Annotated in this window: 16 protein-coding genes and 1 tRNA gene; 7 read left to right on the top strand and 10 right to left on the bottom strand. The window is 30.5% G+C overall.

Translation table 11 applies throughout. The features are described 5' to 3' along the window. Complete coding sequence (locus tag N5D46_RS01800; protein WP_280049014.1) at nt 1-876, top strand: polysaccharide deacetylase family protein; 876 nt, start codon at nt 1-3, stop codon at nt 874-876. On the opposite strand, the gene N5D46_RS01795 is transcribed toward N5D46_RS01800, so the two are convergent. The 4 genes from N5D46_RS01795 to N5D46_RS01780 are packed head-to-tail and all read right to left on the bottom strand — an operon-like array spanning nt 873 to nt 5,311. Continuing rightward, nucleotides 873-1,676 carry a class I SAM-dependent methyltransferase gene (locus N5D46_RS01795; protein ID WP_125349542.1) on the bottom strand — a complete coding sequence of 268 codons (804 nt, stop codon included), beginning with the start codon at nt 1,674-1,676 and terminating at the stop codon, nt 873-875. The two genes, N5D46_RS01800 and N5D46_RS01795, sit on opposite strands and share 4 nt — an antisense overlap. A gap of 2 nt (nt 1,677-1,678) precedes the next feature. After that, the gene (locus N5D46_RS01790) at nt 1,679-2,926 is read right to left on the bottom strand and encodes a polysaccharide biosynthesis C-terminal domain-containing protein (RefSeq protein WP_280049013.1); all 1,248 of its coding nucleotides are present in this window, start codon (nt 2,924-2,926) and stop codon (nt 1,679-1,681) included. Next, nucleotides 2,923-4,059, bottom strand: coding sequence for a glycosyltransferase family 4 protein (locus N5D46_RS01785; protein ID WP_125350776.1), 1,137 nt, complete (start codon nt 4,057-4,059; stop codon nt 2,923-2,925). The genes N5D46_RS01790 and N5D46_RS01785 overlap by 4 nt, the downstream gene beginning before the upstream one ends. Beyond that, nucleotides 4,052-5,311: an oligosaccharide flippase family protein gene (locus N5D46_RS01780; protein ID WP_280049012.1), complete on the bottom strand. Its 1,260-nt coding sequence runs from the start codon at nt 5,309-5,311 to the stop codon at nt 4,052-4,054. Before N5D46_RS01780 ends, N5D46_RS01785 begins: the two co-directional genes overlap by 8 nt. A gap of 51 nt (nt 5,312-5,362) precedes the next feature. Between N5D46_RS01780 and N5D46_RS01775 the strand changes: the two genes are divergently transcribed. From N5D46_RS01775 to N5D46_RS01765, 3 genes are all read left to right on the top strand, one after another. Beyond that, nucleotides 5,363-6,058 (top strand): YjjG family noncanonical pyrimidine nucleotidase, encoded by a 696-nt coding sequence (locus N5D46_RS01775; protein ID WP_280049011.1) that lies wholly within the window; start codon nt 5,363-5,365, stop codon nt 6,056-6,058. Nucleotides 6,059-6,073: 15 nt separating this feature from the next. Next, a complete protein-coding gene (locus tag N5D46_RS01770) occupies nt 6,074-6,730 on the top strand; it encodes an LURP-one-related family protein (RefSeq protein WP_347881016.1) in 657 nt (218 codons plus the stop codon). A gap of 84 nt (nt 6,731-6,814) precedes the next feature. Then, a tRNA-Arg gene (locus N5D46_RS01765) sits at nt 6,815-6,888 on the top strand. Between the two features lie 41 nt (nt 6,889-6,929). Here N5D46_RS01765 and N5D46_RS01760 read toward each other — a convergent pair. The 4 genes from N5D46_RS01760 to hisS all read right to left on the bottom strand — a co-directional run bounded on the left by N5D46_RS01760 (nt 6,930) and on the right by hisS (nt 10,107). Then, nucleotides 6,930-7,373: a hypothetical protein gene (locus N5D46_RS01760; RefSeq protein ID WP_280049010.1), complete on the bottom strand. Its 444-nt coding sequence runs from the start codon at nt 7,371-7,373 to the stop codon at nt 6,930-6,932. A 1-nt stretch (nt 7,374) separates the two neighbouring features. Next, nucleotides 7,375-7,599 (bottom strand): hypothetical protein, encoded by a 225-nt coding sequence (locus N5D46_RS01755; protein WP_280049009.1) that lies wholly within the window; start codon nt 7,597-7,599, stop codon nt 7,375-7,377. Between the two features lie 78 nt (nt 7,600-7,677). After that, complete coding sequence (locus N5D46_RS01750) at nt 7,678-8,598, bottom strand: PfkB family carbohydrate kinase (RefSeq protein WP_280037889.1); 921 nt, start codon at nt 8,596-8,598, stop codon at nt 7,678-7,680. Nucleotides 8,599-8,736: 138 nt separating this feature from the next. Next, nucleotides 8,737-10,107: a histidine--tRNA ligase gene (hisS, locus tag N5D46_RS01745; RefSeq protein WP_280049008.1), complete on the bottom strand. Its 1,371-nt coding sequence runs from the start codon at nt 10,105-10,107 to the stop codon at nt 8,737-8,739. A gap of 162 nt (nt 10,108-10,269) precedes the next feature. On the opposite strand from hisS, the gene recF reads away from it, so the two are divergent. Genes recF through N5D46_RS01730 form a run of 3 tightly spaced genes read left to right on the top strand, consistent with a single transcriptional unit; the run spans nt 10,270 to nt 12,602 of the window. Next, the gene (gene recF, locus N5D46_RS01740; protein ID WP_280049007.1) at nt 10,270-11,349 is read left to right on the top strand and encodes a DNA replication and repair protein RecF; all 1,080 of its coding nucleotides are present in this window, start codon (nt 10,270-10,272) and stop codon (nt 11,347-11,349) included. Next, the gene (locus tag N5D46_RS01735; RefSeq protein WP_280049006.1) at nt 11,346-11,648 is read left to right on the top strand and encodes a DUF721 domain-containing protein; all 303 of its coding nucleotides are present in this window, start codon (nt 11,346-11,348) and stop codon (nt 11,646-11,648) included. The genes recF and N5D46_RS01735 overlap by 4 nt, the downstream gene beginning before the upstream one ends. Next, on the top strand, nt 11,649-12,602 hold the full coding sequence (locus N5D46_RS01730; protein WP_280049005.1) for an alpha/beta fold hydrolase: 954 nt from the start codon (nt 11,649-11,651) through the stop codon (nt 12,600-12,602). A 60-nt stretch (nt 12,603-12,662) separates the two neighbouring features. Here N5D46_RS01730 and N5D46_RS01725 read toward each other — a convergent pair whose 3' ends face one another. Together N5D46_RS01725 and N5D46_RS01720 are read right to left on the bottom strand one after the other, a co-directional pair. Further along, nucleotides 12,663-14,144 (bottom strand): RagB/SusD family nutrient uptake outer membrane protein, encoded by a 1,482-nt coding sequence (locus tag N5D46_RS01725; RefSeq protein ID WP_280049004.1) that lies wholly within the window; start codon nt 14,142-14,144, stop codon nt 12,663-12,665. Between the two features lie 14 nt (nt 14,145-14,158). Continuing rightward, complete coding sequence (locus tag N5D46_RS01720) at nt 14,159-17,185, bottom strand: SusC/RagA family TonB-linked outer membrane protein (protein ID WP_280049002.1); 3,027 nt, start codon at nt 17,183-17,185, stop codon at nt 14,159-14,161. Nucleotides 17,186-17,321 lie beyond the last annotated feature (136 nt).

Genomic DNA, 17,321 nt, shown 5'->3' with positions numbered 1-17,321 from the left:
ATGATATTAAATTTATTCAAAAAAAATATATTTCCTTTTTACCATACAGTTTCAGATAAAAGATTAATTCATATCGATCAATTATATCCATTAAAATCTATTGATCAATTTCAACGTGAATTAGATTTTTTTCAGAAAAATTATGTCAATATTTCTATGATTGAATTAATTGATTTATACGAAAAAAATGGTTCTATTCCTCAAGAAAATTACTTTCATCTTAGTTTTGATGATGGTTTGAAAGAATGTTACTCTATAATTGCACCAATATTAAAAGAACGAAATTTAGATGCGACTTTTTTCATCAATCCAAATTTTATTGACAATCAAGAAATTTTTTATCGGTATAAAGTTGCTTTAATTTTAGAAAACATTACAGACAATAACCTTAAAAAAGAACTTTTAAATTATTCTATTCATGATCTTAAAAAAATTAATTCATTAATTTTAAAACAAGAAATAAAACTAAATGATGTTGAAATTTATTTGAATGAAAATGAAATTAAAACGTTAATTCATCTAGGATTTACAATTGGAGCCCACTCAATGAATCATCCTTATTATCGAGATATTTCTTTTGAAGAACAATTAAAAGAAACCAATGATAGTTTAAATTTCATTCAAGAAAAGTTTAATTTGGATTATCGAGTTTTTTCTTTTCCTTTTACAGATGATGGAGTTTCTATAAACTTTTTTAATACTATAAAATCCGATTTTACATTTGGTACGGCAGGAATAAAAAACGATGAGATTTCAACAAATATTCAGCGACTTCCGATGGATAATTGTATTTCTAACCCAGCAATTTTTATAAAAAAGAATCGTTATAAATTTTATATTCAGAAACTACTACAGAAGCATGTTGTTTCTCATTAATTAATTTTTAAATCTATAGAAAAAATTCTCTTTGGATTATCGTAAAGTTTAAGAATATTTCCTTCATAATTCTTTGGTGTATAAATAGCACACATTGTATTTTCTACATGATATAGATTTTTATGAAATTGTTTAGGAACTCCTTTTATAATTGCATTCAATATTTCAAAACGTATCTTTTCTGGCGAGAATGCATAATCATGCCAAATAACGATAGAGTTTTCATGAATCAGATGTTCAAAAACATTTTTTGTATCCGAAACTACAAAATCAAAACGATGATTTCCATCGATAAAAATTACATCAAATTTTTTATTCAATCCTGAAAAATCAAATTTAGTCGAGTCTCCTAAATGTTGTTTTATTTTAGATTTATCTTTTATAAAAAAACCATGTGCATTTTCATAATCTTGTGAAAAGTTATACGTTTTATAATCCTTTGTATCTAAATCTAACGTATTCAAATCATCAGCAACATCAATCAAATTAACAATACTTTCTCCTCTCCAAGTTCCAATTTCGAAATATTTACATTGTTCAAATTCTTTACACGCATTTTTCAGCAGTAATAAATCTGTAATCAAAGAACCGCCATCTAAAAAAGCAACTGTATCTAATTTTCCGTCAAAATTTGGAAATAATTGATCTAAAGAAACTTGATTTAGTCCTTTCTTATAATGATTTGGCGTTTTCTTTTCCCAATTTTCATTTTGGTCAATGATAATATTTAATAACCAAGGATTCTTACAAATTTGAAAAAATCCATTTATAAATTTTGATATTTTTTTTGATAATGACATTTTTAAATATTTTTTAAATACTTATTAAACAAATAATATGCGTATAATCCAGAAATTAAGAAAGTTATTAACATACCTAAAGCTGCTCCTTCTATTCCATAAAAAGGAATTAATAGCGCATCAAAAATAACTAAACAAACAATTGAGAGGATTGATACTCTTACATTCCAATCTGATCTTCCTATTGTACTATTCAAGTTAATGTATAATACTCTAAACAACATTGCTAAAACAACTGCTATTGTTGCAATAAAAAAAACTGTACCACCAGTTAAATAACTTTTATTGAAAAATAACTCGATTATAAAATCTCTAAGAAAATAACTTCCTAAAAGAATACTAATTCCTATAGGAATGAATAGCTTATAATAATTTTTGATATAAAATTTTAGAAAATCCTTGTTCTGACTATTTTTAATAATTCGAGGAAAATCGGTTTGAAATAATATAGTCGGAATAAATAATAAATTCATAGGCAAAAGAATCGCAACTTTATACAAAGCAATATCTTTATCTGTCATAAAAATCGCAATCATTCCAATATCAATCGAAAACAATAACTCTGAAGCGAAATAAGCCAAAGATTCCATTCTTCCATATTTCCACATCATTTTCCAATTCATTTCACTTAAACCACTTATTGATTGTTGTAAAATTGTTTTAGAATAGAAAAATAAACTAATAAAAGGTGTAATCGCCAGCGAAATCATATAACCAATTGCTCCAAAGTTGATGGTTAAGAAAAATGTAAAAATCAGTCCCAAACAGTTAATCAATATATTTAATGAAGCAAACTTTTTATTAAAACCATTTATACGATAATCAATTGTAAGATGTGATTGGAAAAATAAGCCCAAAAGACGAACAGAAAACAAGAGAATAATCCACAATAAATGATCAAATTTTATGGCATAAAAATTAGCAATTACAATAAAAAGACTACATAAAATAAGCTGATTAATAACACCATTTCTAAATAATTTTCGACTTAGGTCTTTACGTGTTTGTTCATTTTCTTCACCAGCACCAAATTTCATCAAAACCTGTAATGAACCTAATCCATTCCATGGCGTAACAAACCCAATGATAGATGCGATAAGTGTTATACGACCAAATTCATCTTGAGGAATCATTTTTACAATGAAAATGGTATTAATCAACATCACTAATTTTTCTACCACAAAAGATAAAAAAACGTAAAAACCATTGTTTTGTAAAAAGGATTGTATGAATTTGATTAAATCTTTCATTCTAAAACTTTCGTGTAGACATCATCAAATTGTTGAGCAATTTCTTCCTTAGAAAAATTATTCAAAACATAATTATTTAATTCCTTTGGTGTTGCAAATTCATAACCTTCTATCACCTCAACCATTGCTTTATAAAGTGCTGATTCATCATTTTTATTCACAATAAATCCAAAATTATTTGGCATAAATTCTTTAATTCCACCAACATCACTTGCGATAACAGGAATTCCCGAAGCAAAAGCTTCTATTTGTACACAAGGTTGATTTTCATAATTACTAAAAAGTACAAAACAATTCACATTTTTCATCTTTTGATTCACTTCAAAATGTTGTAATCGCCCAAAAGATTTTACAAAAGCAGACAAATTATTTTCTTCAACAAAATTATTAATCAAAGTTAAATCTCCATTTCCTCCAATCTGAAATTCAAAATTATAGCCATTATCAACTAACTTTTTAACAACATTCAACATTCCTAAAATATTTTTATGTTCATTTTCTAAATGCGAAAGATGTAAAAAAGTTATTCTTTTTATTTTACAATCTTCTTTTACCGAAAACAATTCTACATCCACAACATTTGGAATAATTTTTACAATTGTTATAGGATAAATTTTAAGTATTTTCTGTGCTAAATCATTTGAAACAGGCGTTAAAACATCTACCTTTCTAAGTATTTTTTTAATTAAAAACTTCTTGTAAAATGGAAATGAAATAAAACGTTCTGGAGAAAATCCTGTCCAATGCTCTGTTAAAACTATTGGTTTTTTGTATTTATTTTTCAAAAATAAAGCAACTAAACCTGCCGGATAAACAACATTGAGATGAATTATATCAAAATTATTAATCAAAGAAACTCCTTTCAGAAAAGCTATAAATTGTTTGATTAAATTAAACGGGCGAAAAAAAGATGGTTTAAAATAAACAATTATTTCTCTTACATTTTGGTTGATAGAATCATCTATTTCAAAATTAGATTTTAAATTTTCATCTTTTACTGCATGAACAAGCGTCACATTATTTAAAGTAGAGATAGAACGTAAATGGCGCTGAATAAAATCTCCATTATCTAAAAAAATTCTACTCGGATACCAAGATGCTAAAGCTAAAATATTTTTTCTCGAATTATTCACCTAACTTTTTATAACGTTTCAGTTCTTTCATTACAAAGTAAAGTTGAACCAAATAGCCCATTCCTGCAAAGAAAGAATATAGAGATAACGTCAAAAGTATGTTTTTATTTAGTCCGCCAATCACACAAGTAATCAATGTGACGAAAACCAAATAAATATTGAAGTATAGTGCGTAATGATTTTTCTTAATCACCACAACAATTTGCTGAATAGGATTCATTGCAGAACGACACAAAATCCAAAATGAAAGTATCCATGTCATAATATGTAAACCTCTCCATTCTGGTCCAAGCATCCACTCGAGAATAAAAATTCCGATACAATTCATCAACAAAAGAAAAACAGCAATTGCTCCAACGTTGTACAGCACCACTTTTTTCGATAAATCATATAATTGATGCGAACGATGATCAATCATTGCAGCAGATTTCTGAAAGAAAACTTTCGACATCGAATTGGAAAGCAACGTCAAAGGAACAACCAAAACTTTAGCTGAATTTCCCACAAAAGCTACATCTTCTTTCAAGAAATAAATCGCGATCATAATTGGCAATAAATTGTTAGCAATTGCATTCAACGATTCTGAGGGTAATGTATATTTTATGATTTCTTTGTTCTTAGAAATTGTTCGTTTAGCCAACCCAAAGTCAATGGAAGAAAATCGTCCTTTTGTAATTGAAAAATAATATGCACAAGACAAAATAGTTCCGAAAATTGTTCCATAAATCAATCCTGTTTCTTTGTAGCCTATCCAATAAAAAATGAACTGAAAAAAAACCGAAAACAGTGCATTAATCACAAATCCAGTTGAAATACTTTTGAATAATTTATACTTTGTAAACAACGTATTTTGTACATTGTTCCAAGCTGTAAATACCCCTGCAACACAACTTAAGAAAACAATAAATAAGGAGGTTTTGAATGTGAAAATTTTTTCTAAAATAGCATAACCCAAAAAGAATAAAATCGTTACAATACTACTCACTAATAATAAGGTTGTAAACAAATTTCTAATCGCTTTCGATGATTTTGAAATCACGAAAATATTCTCTAAACGAAATGTTGTCAAAATAGAAAGAATGGCCACAAAACTCAAAAAAGCATTGTAAGTTCCCGATGCTTCTGGACCATAAATTCGAGCCAAAATAATTCCGCCAATAAACATAATCACTTGCGCAATTGTGTTACCTGCCAACAAAGACAAAACACCTTTGGCATTCTTCGTTTTAAATTTTTCTAACTTCGCTTTCAATTGATATTTTCTTCATCAGCAAATCTACATAAAATCCTTAGCTTTGCATTTATGAACACAATAAAACACGTTTTTTTCGATCTTGATAACACACTTTGGGATTTCAGAAAAAATGCAAAATTCGCGCTAGATGAGCTTTACAAAAAGTATGATGTAGAAAATAGATATGGTTTTACATTCGAGGAATTTCATCCATTTTATCACGATAGCAACGAAGGTCTTTGGGCTTTGATTCGTGACAAAAAAATTACAAAAGAAGAATTACGTGCTCGTCGTTTCAAAGAAGCTTTTGATAATCTTGGGATTGATAATGATGCTCTAGCAAAGATTTTTGAAGAAGAATACATGGAAACGATTACCAATTACAATGAAGTGGTGGATGGAGCAATGGAATTGTTGGATTATTTGAAACCAAAATATCAATTACACATTATCACAAATGGATTTATCGAAGTTTCGAAACGTAAAATTGAAACATCAGAATTAAATGGTTTTTTTGATACGGTGACTTATGCAGACGAAATCAAAATCTTGAAACCTGATCCTCGTATTTTTTCTTTGGCAATGGAAAAATCTGGTGCTAAAAAAGATGAATCAATTTACATTGGTGACGATTGGATTGCGGATGCTGTTGGCGCAAAAGCTTTCGGAATGTCGGCTATTTTCTTTGATCGATTAGATGATAATTTTTCGATGGATGATGTTCCTACAATTACACATTTAGATGAAGTAAGAAATTATTTATAAACTTAAGGTTCAGAAATTCTGAACCTTTTTTATGTCAGAAAAAAATCTATTTTTGATAAAAATTACTCAACACTTATGAATTTAAACAACCTAAAATTTCCGCTTGATATAAAGTTTCATATTGCAACTTTTTCCAATGATTTTTCTGTAACGGACGCTAATAATCAACCTGTGTTTTATGTACGCGAAAAAATTCTTTCGTGGCGAGATGTGATTAAAATCTACCGTGATTCATCAAAAAAAGAAGAACTTTTTCAACTTCGTTCGAATAAAATCATCGATTTTCAACAAACTTTTACCATTACAGATGCGAACGGAAATGTTGTTGGTAAAGCAAAACGAAAAACTTTCAAATCCTTTTGGAAAGCGACTTTTCATATTTACGACGCAAATGATAATCATTTATTTACAATCAACGAACGTAGTGGTTTTACACGCATGATGGACGGAATGGTTGGTGAAATTCCCGTTGTAGGATTTTTCTCCGGTTATATTTTCAATCCAAAATATGTTTTAACTGATTTACAAGGAAGAGAAATGATGGAAGTATCAAAAGAACCTTCATTCTTTGGACGAAAATTTAAACTAAATCAATATCAATCAACTGAAAATGATACACTTTTTGTTTTGAGTTTTATCTTGATGTTAATTACAGACAGAGATCGAGGATAATTTTATTAAAAAAATATTTGCAGATTCAAAAATAGTCTGTATATTTGCAGTCCAAAATAAGAACAATAGTTTCTTATCAGGAATGGCCGAGTGGCGCAACTGAATAGCGCACTTGATTACGGCTCAAGAGGTTACAGGTTTGAATCCTGTCTCGGTCACAAAAGCAAAAGCTCATCAAAATTTGATGAGCTTTTTTATTTTAATACACTTCTGTTTCTTGTGGAATTTCTTCTACTTTTTGAGATTTTTTTGTCATAAAGAATATACAATTCCCAAACCATGTAAACCAAAAAATATAAAATCCGAAATGGAACGTCTTTTTCAATAAACGATGTGAGGTTTCAGTAAAATCGTAATAGCAATAAATTAATCCAATAATTCCCATAAAAAGGAAAATGAGAGGCAATAACAAACGTTTAAAACGTTTCGTTGTTTTCTCATTCCAAATGGATAATACAATAAAAATAACAGCTTGTATGACAAATAATAACAAGGCTGTTTTCCACCACGATTTCAGGATCGTATATTCGTTGTAAATAATTGTGATTCCAACTTTTCCGATAAATGACATTTTCGAAATCATTATTCCAGAAAGTAAAGAGGAAAATGCGAGGATCAAAACGTGAATAATTTTATTTTTCATTTTAATTAAAATATAAAAAAGCAACACCAAATATTAATCCAATTAGAATTAACATACCTACTACGGCATTATAACATTTATGCCAACCCGATTTATTTTGAGAAAATTCCTCAAAATTTAACTTCGGATTAAATAGTTTTAAAATAATATATCGAACTCTTATTCCAAAAATTTCTACTATAAGTTCACCAATCACAATAAAAATTATTTCAAAAATAGCTTGCATATAAATTATTTACAATCTAATATAAAACAAAAAAGCCTTGCAAATGCAAGGCTTTAAATATTTTGATGAATAATTTTCTTATAAATTTATTGAGAAATCCATTAATTTATTGAATTCTTTCAAACGTTCAGCTAAACCATCACGTGTTAAAGCTCCTAATGATTCTGTTCCAAATTTTTCACATGTTACAGATGCTAATGCAGATCCGTAAACAATTGCACGTTTCATGTTATCGAAAGAAAAATCGTTTGTTTTTGCTAAGTATCCAGAGAAACCACCTGCGAATGTATCTCCAGCTCCTGTTGGATCGAAAACATCTTCTAATGGTAAAGCTGGTGCAAAGAAAACTTGTTCTTCTTGGAATAATAAAGCTCCGTGCTCACCTTTTTTGATGATAACTGTTTTTGGCCCGAATGTCATAATTTTTTTAGCTGCTTTCACTAAACTATATTCACCTGACATTTGACGCGCTTCTTCATCATTAATAGAAATTACATCAACATCTTTGATTACATCCATTAACTCATTCCAAGCACAATCCATCCAAAAGTTCATTGTATCTAAAACAACCAAACCTGGACGATTATCTAACTGTGTCAACACTCCTTTTTGTACCAATGGATGTAAGTTTCCTAACATCAAAACGTCTGGAGATTTGCGATCTTGAGGAACAACTGGATTGAAAGTTTCTAAAACATTTAATTCTGTTGCTAACGTATCACGTGTGTTCAAATCGTTGTGGTATTTACCTTCCCAAAAGAATGTTTTTCCTTCTTTTACGATTTCTAAACCATCTAAATTAATTCCTTTTGAAATTAATAAATCGATGTATTCTTGTGGAAAATCTCCACCAACAACTGAAACGATTGCTGTATCCACGCCCAATAAAGAAGACGCCATACCGATATATGTAGCGGCACCACCTAAGATTTTATCTGTTTTCCCAAAAGGAGATTCTAATTTATCAAAGGCAACTGTACCAACTGTTAATAAACTCATTTTATATTCTTGATTAAATAGTTTGCAAATATATTGAATAGATTTGAATTAAGGCATAATGCCTATTTATTATTTTGTATCTAAACCTTATTTAACTTGTTATATATTAAACAAATACAATTAGATTCTTTCCAAAATCTATAACGCATTAGCCAAATCAGCAAAAGCAACTTCAGTTTGTTCTCCCGAAATCATATCTTTTACAGTCGCTTTTTGCTCTGCAATTTCTTTCTCACCCAAAAGAATTACTTTCTTAATTCTTTTTTTATCAGCATATCCCATTTGCTTTTTCATTTTTGCATCATCAGGATAAACCTCTGTATTAATTCCACTTTGACGTAATTGTTTTACCAATTTCATTGCCTCAGCAGCTTCTTTCGTTCCGAAATTAATGAACAATGCTTGGATATTTGTTGAATCTTCTAAAGCTGGGAATAAATTATTTTCTTCTAAAACTAAATATGTACGATCTAATCCAAAAGAAATTCCTACTCCAGAAATATCTTTCAATCCAAAAATTCCTGTCAAATCATCGTAGCGACCTCCTCCACCAATAGATGAAGAGAATTCTCCGATTTTCGCTTTCACTTCGAAAATAGCTCCAGTATAATAATCTAAACCACGTGCTAATGTCAAGTTCAAAACTAATTCAGCCGATTGTAAACCAATAGTTGTTGTATTTTCAAAAACAAATTCTAATTCTTCAATTCCTTTTAATCCAGTTTCCGAAGATTTTAAAATTTCTTTTAATTGTGCAAATTGAGTTTTATAATCACCGTTCATTGAGAATAAAGGTGATAAAATTTCGATGGCAGAATCAGAAATTCCTTTTCCACGCATTTCTTCTTTTACCGCTTCTTCACCAATTTTATCCAACTTATCTAAAGCCACTGTAAAATCAATCAATTGAGCCGAAATATCTGCTACTTCTGCTAAACCTGATAAAATTTTACGATTGTTGATATGAATTTCAACTGGCGTTTTTAATTCTGTAAAAACTGAATCATATAATTGTACAAAATCAACTTCTTGTAACAACGAATCCGAACCTACAACATCCGCATCACATTGAAAAAACTCACGAAAACGACCTTTTTGAGGACGATCGGCACGCCAAACTGGTTGAATTTGGTAACGCTTAAATGGGAAAGTAATTTCATTCTGATGTTGCACCACGTAACGTGCGAAAGGCACAGTTAAATCATAACGTAATGCTTTTTCAGAAATTTGCGCAATTACTTTTTGACTATTTTTATCTGTTAACAATTGCTCATCAACTTTTGCTAAATAATCGCCAGAATTCAAAATCTTGAAAATTAATCGATCTCCTTCTTCTCCATATTTACCTGTTAAAGTTGATAAATTCTCGAATGATGGAGTTTCGATTGGAGAAAATCCGAATAACACGAATTGTTTCTTAATCGTATTGATAATATATTGACGACGATTCACTTCTAAAGGCGAGAAATCTCTTGTCCCTTTTGGAATCGATGGTTTTTGAATTGCCATTTTTCTAAATCTTTCTTTTAAAGATGCAAAAATACATCATTTTGATTTTTAACTCGACATTTTGTTTCAAAATCATTGTTTTAGGATTGAAAATCATTATAAAAATTCATAAATCAAACTTCGTCAATCGTAAATCCTAATTAATATCGTAATTTTGCTTTTATGTATTTGAAAGAACTTAAAGCGCGACAATTCAAGAATTTTGATGAAAATAATTTCGAATTTTCACCAAAAATTAATGCTTTTGTAGGACAAAATGGCAAAGGCAAAACCAATGTTTTGGATGCTATTCACTATTTGGCTTTAAGTAAATCGTATCTAAATCATTCGGATGCGATGAATATTCAGTTCGATTGTGATTTTTTTATATTAGAAGGAACTTTTGATCGAAATGAATCTGATGACCTGATTTTTTGCTTGGTTCGTTCTGGTCAGCCCAAACAATTAAAGCGAAATTCAAAATCTTATGATCGTATTTCTGATCATATTGGACAATATCCTTTGGTGATGATTTCTCCTTATGACAGTGATTTAATCAAAGAAGGAAGCGAAGTTCGTCGCAAATTTTTGGATAATATTATTTCGCAATCGAATAAGCAATATTTAGCTGATTTGATGCGATACAATAAAGTTTTAGTTCAACGAAATGCCTTGCTAAAATACTTTGCTGCGAATAATACATTTGATTCAACTTCTTTGGAAATTTATGATGAAGAATTGATTCATTTAGGAAAAAAAATACACGAGGTTCGAAAAGAATTTATTCAAACTTTTTTGGATGCCTTCTTGAAATATTACAATGAAATTTCGGAAGGTCGAGAAAAAGTAAACATCGAATATATTTCACAACTTAATGATGCACCTTTTGAAACGGTTCTGAAAGAGGCTTTGTACAAAGATCGTTCGGCCCAATATTCGACAGCCGGAATCCATAAAGATGATTTGTTGTTTACGATTACCAATTATCCTATCAAGAAATTTGGTTCGCAAGGTCAACAAAAATCATATTTAATCGCATTGAAATTAGCCCAATTAGAAGTGATCAAATCTTCATTAAACATTACTCCTTTATTATTATTGGACGATATTTTTGATAAATTGGACGAACATCGTGTAACACAATTGATTAAATTAGTGAACGAGGAACGATTCGGTCAAATTTTTATCACCGATACACATCCCGAAAGAACAGAGCAAATCATTAAACAAATTAATTCTGAAAGTAAAGTTTTCCGTTTATGAAAAAGTACGAAAAAAGAAGTAATCAGCAAACGCTTGGACAAGCTTTGGAGCATTTCATTAAACAAAGTGGAAAGGAAGAATTGATTTGGGAAGTCAAAGCAGAAGAGGCTTGGCAAACGGTGATGGGAAAGTTTTTCGAGAAATATACAGATCGAGTTGAAGTAAGGCAAAGGATTTTGTATGTAAAAATTAATTCTCCTGCAATGCGACAAGAATTATTGATGGGAAAATCGAAAATTCTAGCTAATATAAACGAGGAAATTAAAAAGGATTTCTTAATTGACGTAAAAATATTTTAAATGCCTTACATAGAACATTCGAGTTATCCGAAACCTAATTTCATCAATCGAAACGCACATCTTTCTACCATTATTCCAGCGAAATTCAAGAAATATTCTGTTCCAGATTACACTAGAGAAAAAATGGAAACTGATGATGGTGATTTTCTGAATTTGGATTGGCGATTTCAAGAAAATAAAGACAAATTAGTTATACTTTTTCACGGATTAGAAGGCGATTCGAAACGAACGTATCTTAATTCGTGTTCAGATTATTTTTATGATAAAGGATTTAATATTCTAGCTTGGAATCATCGCTCTTGTGGAGGTGAAATGAATGACACTTGTCGTTTGTATCATCATGGATCAATTGATGATGTACACAGAGTTGTAGAAAAAGCGTTGAAAGAAAATTATCAAGAAGTTTATTTGATTGGCTATTCGATGGGTGGCGCTTTGATTTTGAATTATCTTGGAAGTTATGAAGTTTCGAATAAGATAAAATGTGGTGTTGTATTTTCTGCACCTATTTCTCTGAAATCTTGTGCTGATACATTAAAGATATTTCCGAATACTGTTTACTTTAAAAATTTCAAACGCACTTTAGTTCCAAAATTTAAAGTAAAAGCTAAACAATTTCCAGGAGTTCTGAATGAAAAAATGATTGATAAAATCAAAACTTTTGACGAAGTAGATGAATATTTTACAGCAGCTTTACATGGTTATTCATCCAAAGAAGATTATTACCATAAAGCTTCTCCTGCAACTGTTTTAGATTATATCAAAACATCGTGTTTGATTGTTAACGCTGCTAATGATCCTTTTTTAGGAAATGATTGTTATCCTATCGAACGTTTTAAAAACCATAAATTCTGCACATTTGAAATGCCAAAATACGGTGGACATTGCGGCTTCCCTTTAGAAAACAATAAACATTCTTGGGCTGAAATTAGAGCTTGGGAGTTTGTTAAATAACATAAAAAAAACAAAAACCCCGAAGTCTACTTCGAGGGTTTTTTGAGATTATCAATTTTATTAATTAACCCAACCAGGATATTGTGTCATATTCGTATTAACATTAATCGAATAAGACGGGATTGGGAAAACAAATAATTTATCTCCAGCCGCTACAGTAGAAACAGCTCCTGCAGGAACATTAGAGATTTTGTTCATAGGTAAATTATTACGTTTTAAATCATAAAAACGTTGTCCTTCACCAGCAAACTCTTTTCTCTTCTCAGTTAAAACTGCTGTTAAGGCGTCCCCTGAATAAGTAGTTCCACCTCTCTCTAATGCAAATGTATTAAGTTCAGCTAGAGCAGTTGCTCCTTGACCTGATTTAGCCATTGCCTCCCACTTGATAAATTTAGCTTCAGTTAAACGTAAAATTTTGATATTACCAATATTATTAACTCCTCCAACAGTTTTTCTATACTTGTTTATAAAATAACCACTAGGAGTATCAAAAGTACGTGTATCTTTTACAAATAAAGTCTTACGTATATCTCCATCATTGTATAAATCATATAATGATTGTCTTGCTAAAATTGATCTTCTTGCATTCAAACCTGCTTCAGCACCTGTTTTATTTGTTGGATCTAAATAATCAAATAACACACCCATAGATGTATTAACACCTGGGTTATTTAAAGCTGTTAAACCTACTTCCCAAACTGTCTCAGGTTGATTTTCAAACTCTCTCTCAGAAGCTCCTGTTGCACCATAAAAATAATTAACAACTTGACTATTTTTTAGTAAAGAAAAACTAGCAGGAGCGCTATTAATAGCTTCATTTGCCATAGATATTGCGTTTGCATAATCTCCTTTCCATAAATATGCTTTAGCTAATAATAATCTAGCAGATGTAGCTGATAAATATGCTTTACTTGCAGGTGTGTCATTAGAAGAATCAATCCCTTTTTTCAAATCTTCGATAATAGAATTGTATGTTTCTTCAACTGTAGATCGAGGTGATTTTAAGTTTGGATCAAAATTACCAGTATAGATAGCTATACCATATTCTTGGTTTTTTCCAGATGTAGGATTCTCTGCCCATCCCATTGCTAAATATAAGTGAGCCATTCCTCTTGCAGTATATGCTTGTGCTTTATATTTTTTAACTGCAGTAGTTTCTTCAATAGTAGCATTTAGCACAATATTAGCCTGAGCAACAACATCATACAACTCATTATAAGCAACTGTAAAATCTGAAGATGATGGTGTCCAAGATAAATTGCTCGTTGTTAAATAATAACCACTATTGTTTGTACTAACAAAAAAGTCATCAGATGCAAGACTACCAACAACTGGGATTGTTGACGCAAAAGCATCAGCAGTTGACATTTGTTGATACATTCCTGTTAATACTTTTGCCATAGTTGTCTCATCAGTTATAGGATTCCCTCCATTTGGCATACCAATACCGTAATCAGGAAATTGGTTCAAATCATCTTCACTACATGATGTAAAACCTAAAGTTATAGTAAATAATGATAATACAAATATATTTTTTTTCATTTTTTTATAATTTTTTAGAAGTCAATAGATAATCCAATTGAATAACTTTTCATAATAGGAGAAGTATAATCGAACACTCCTTTTCCTTGCCAGCCATAAGAGTAAGCATTAGAATTAGATTCTGGATCAAATGTTAATGTATCATCAAAAACCCAAGTGATTAAATTCTGACCTTTTAAATAAATCGTTAAATTATCGATACCTGCATTTTTTAATTTATCTCCAAAACTATATGCCAACTTTAATTCTTTTAGGCGAATAAAATCACCATCTTTTAAATATCTTGAAGATGCAGCTCTTGAATTTGTTCCATTCCCCCATGTTTGAATAGGATTTGAAGCATCTGTATTTTCTGGAGTCCAAGAATCATATAATGCACTCGATAATTGGTTATATGTAACAGAAGCACCATCAGATAAAGTGTAAGATTGCCAAGAGTCATAAACTTGATAGTCAAATGAACCTGCAAAAAATGCGCTTAATGTTATATTTTTCCAAGACATATCTGTTCTTAAACCTGCCATCCATTTAGGAAAAGGAGTAGAACCCTGAAAGAATTGTTCAGCTTCTGTTCTATTAGTTGTTGTAGCTGTTTTTGTCTCATCTGTCCAGTACAATCCTGCTCCAGTTTCTTTATCAACACCTGCCCATCCGTAAGTATAGTATTCTCCAAACTCACGTCCTTCTTGTATAGCTTTCATACCTCCTGCTAAATATCTGGCATCTGGATCTAACATTTTACCTACTTCTGATTTATTATAAGAAGCATTTGCTGTTAATGACCATCTAAAGTCTCCTTTATTAAATGGACGAACTGTCAAAATTGCTTCAATACCTTTATTTTCAATTTCTCCAATATTAGTAAAACTACGATTAACTGGAGATGGAGTATCATAAGAAATTTCAGAAGGAAAAATAGCATCAGTTGTTAACTTTCTATAAACATCAACAGAACCACTAATTAATCCATTACCAAATCCATATTCTAAACCAATATTTAATTGTTTTGTTGTTTCCCATTTTAAGTCAGGGTTTCCTACATTAGATACAATGAAACCTTTGTCTTCATTATATATACTAGATACTCCCATAAAAGAAACTCCATTATATACTGACCCCCATGAATCTGCATAAGGTATATTTCCTAATTCACCATAATTACCTCTAATAGTTAATACATCGATTGCAGATGAATTAATATCTTTTGCAAAATTATAAGACGCTCCTGCAGACCAAAACCATCCTCCTTTATTATTTTCTCCTAAAGTTGAATTATTATCATTACGAACTTGTCCTGAGACAGTTAATCTATTATTAAAGATATAATTTAATCTTGCAAAGTATGAATATTGAATCCATTTTCTGTCAAATGATTCAGCCTCCATAATTGTTCCAGCATTTGACATTTGAGGCTTGGGAATTAAGAAATCTGTTCCATGAGCAAAAGCATATTTCATTTTATGCTCTTGGTATTCCATACCAACATTAGCTTGAAAATCATGAACCTCATTAATTACTTTTCTATATCCTAATGTATTAACCCAGTTCCAATCAAAATATTTAGAATCTGTTTCGTAAAGACGTCCGTTCACAGAAACACCATCTCCATACCAAGGGTTATACCATTGTTCTTCTGCTAAAGTTTGGTATTGTGCACCAAAGTTCGTATCAAAAGTTAAATCTTTAGTAAAATTATATGTTCCGTAAACAGAAGCTAAAAATGTATTAATATTACCTTGTATATGACTATATTCCTGTACTGCTACAGGGTTATGACCTCCTGCACCACCAAGATTAACGTTATATGAACCATCTGCATTGTAAATAGGTGTAATTGGTCTTACTGTCCATTGTGTTAACCAAGGGTTAGAGAAAGCCCCACCATCCATATAAGTATTATTTTTTACTGTAGTAAAATTAACATTTGCACCTAACTTAAATTTTTCTGATGCTTTATGGTCAAATGCAAGACTTGTACTCAATCTATCAAACCCACTATAAAGAGTTAAAGGGTTATTTTCATAGTAGCTAAATCCTGCTCTAAATGAAGTGTTTTCTCCACCTCCTTGAGCTGAAAAATTATATGTTTTAACCGTAGATGTATTTCGCTGTACGGCATCTCTCCAATCCGTATCAGTTACTCCATCCCATCCAGTATAAGTTTTAAAGTACTCCTCTCCTGCCTCTCTTGAAGTAGCTAATCCAGAATTATATCTTAATAAACCTCCCCATTGAATAAATTCTTGAGCATTCATGTACTTATTTTCATTATAAGCTTCGCCTTGAACAGCAAAATCGGTAGAAATATTAAATTTAGTAGCCTGATTAAACTTACCACGTTTAGTAGTTACTACAATAACACCATTTGCCCCACGAGCACCATATAATGCAGTTGCTGAAGCATCTTTAAGAACTGTTACAGACTCTATTTGATTAGGATCAATTGAAGACAATGGATTAAATGACGTCATTAAACCAGCATTATCTGCTCCTTTTCCAACAACAACTCCATCAATTACATACAAAGGATTTGTTGTACCAACAAAGGATCCTGCTCCACGAATAGCAATAATATTAGCTGATCCTGGTTGCCCTCCTCCTGTAGAAAAGTTTAAACCAGCGACACGTCCATTTAATACCTCATCAACAGAAGCCACAGGAGTATTTTCAAAAGCTTCTTTTTTTACTGTTTCGTAAGATCCAATCTTTTGTGCAGGATCTAATTTAATACCTCCTAATATAGTAACTTCCCCTAAAGAAATATCTTTAGATTCAGTATCATATTTTAAAGCTCCTAAATTAGTAGAAGTTACTTTAAATTCTTTTCCATTGATAATAATTGTATCACCAACTTTAGCATCAATGTTAAAATTTCCGTTCTCGTCAGTATACGCAACTTTATCTGTACCCTTTACAGTAACCTCTACGTCTGACTCTGGAAAATTGTTAGCATCGTTAACTACACCCGTAACTTGAGCAAAAGCCATTGTTCCTAATCCTAGGAAAGCTAGTAAACCCAAAGATGTTAATCTTCTCCTCATAGTTTTATATTTTATAACATTTTAGACAAAACTCTAACTTTTTTTTAAGATTTCCAAAAAGTTAAGTATTTTTTTTATTTATCAACATCTTTAAAGAAATAACTTTACATTATTATATTCAGTACCCGTTGTGCAT

The organism is Empedobacter sp. GD03865, assembly GCF_029840775.1.
Classification (GTDB): Bacteria; Bacteroidota; Bacteroidia; order Flavobacteriales; family Weeksellaceae; genus Empedobacter; species Empedobacter falsenii_B.
Note: the sequence above shows the minus strand (reverse complement) of the source record. Positions and strands in the feature narration are given on the sequence as shown.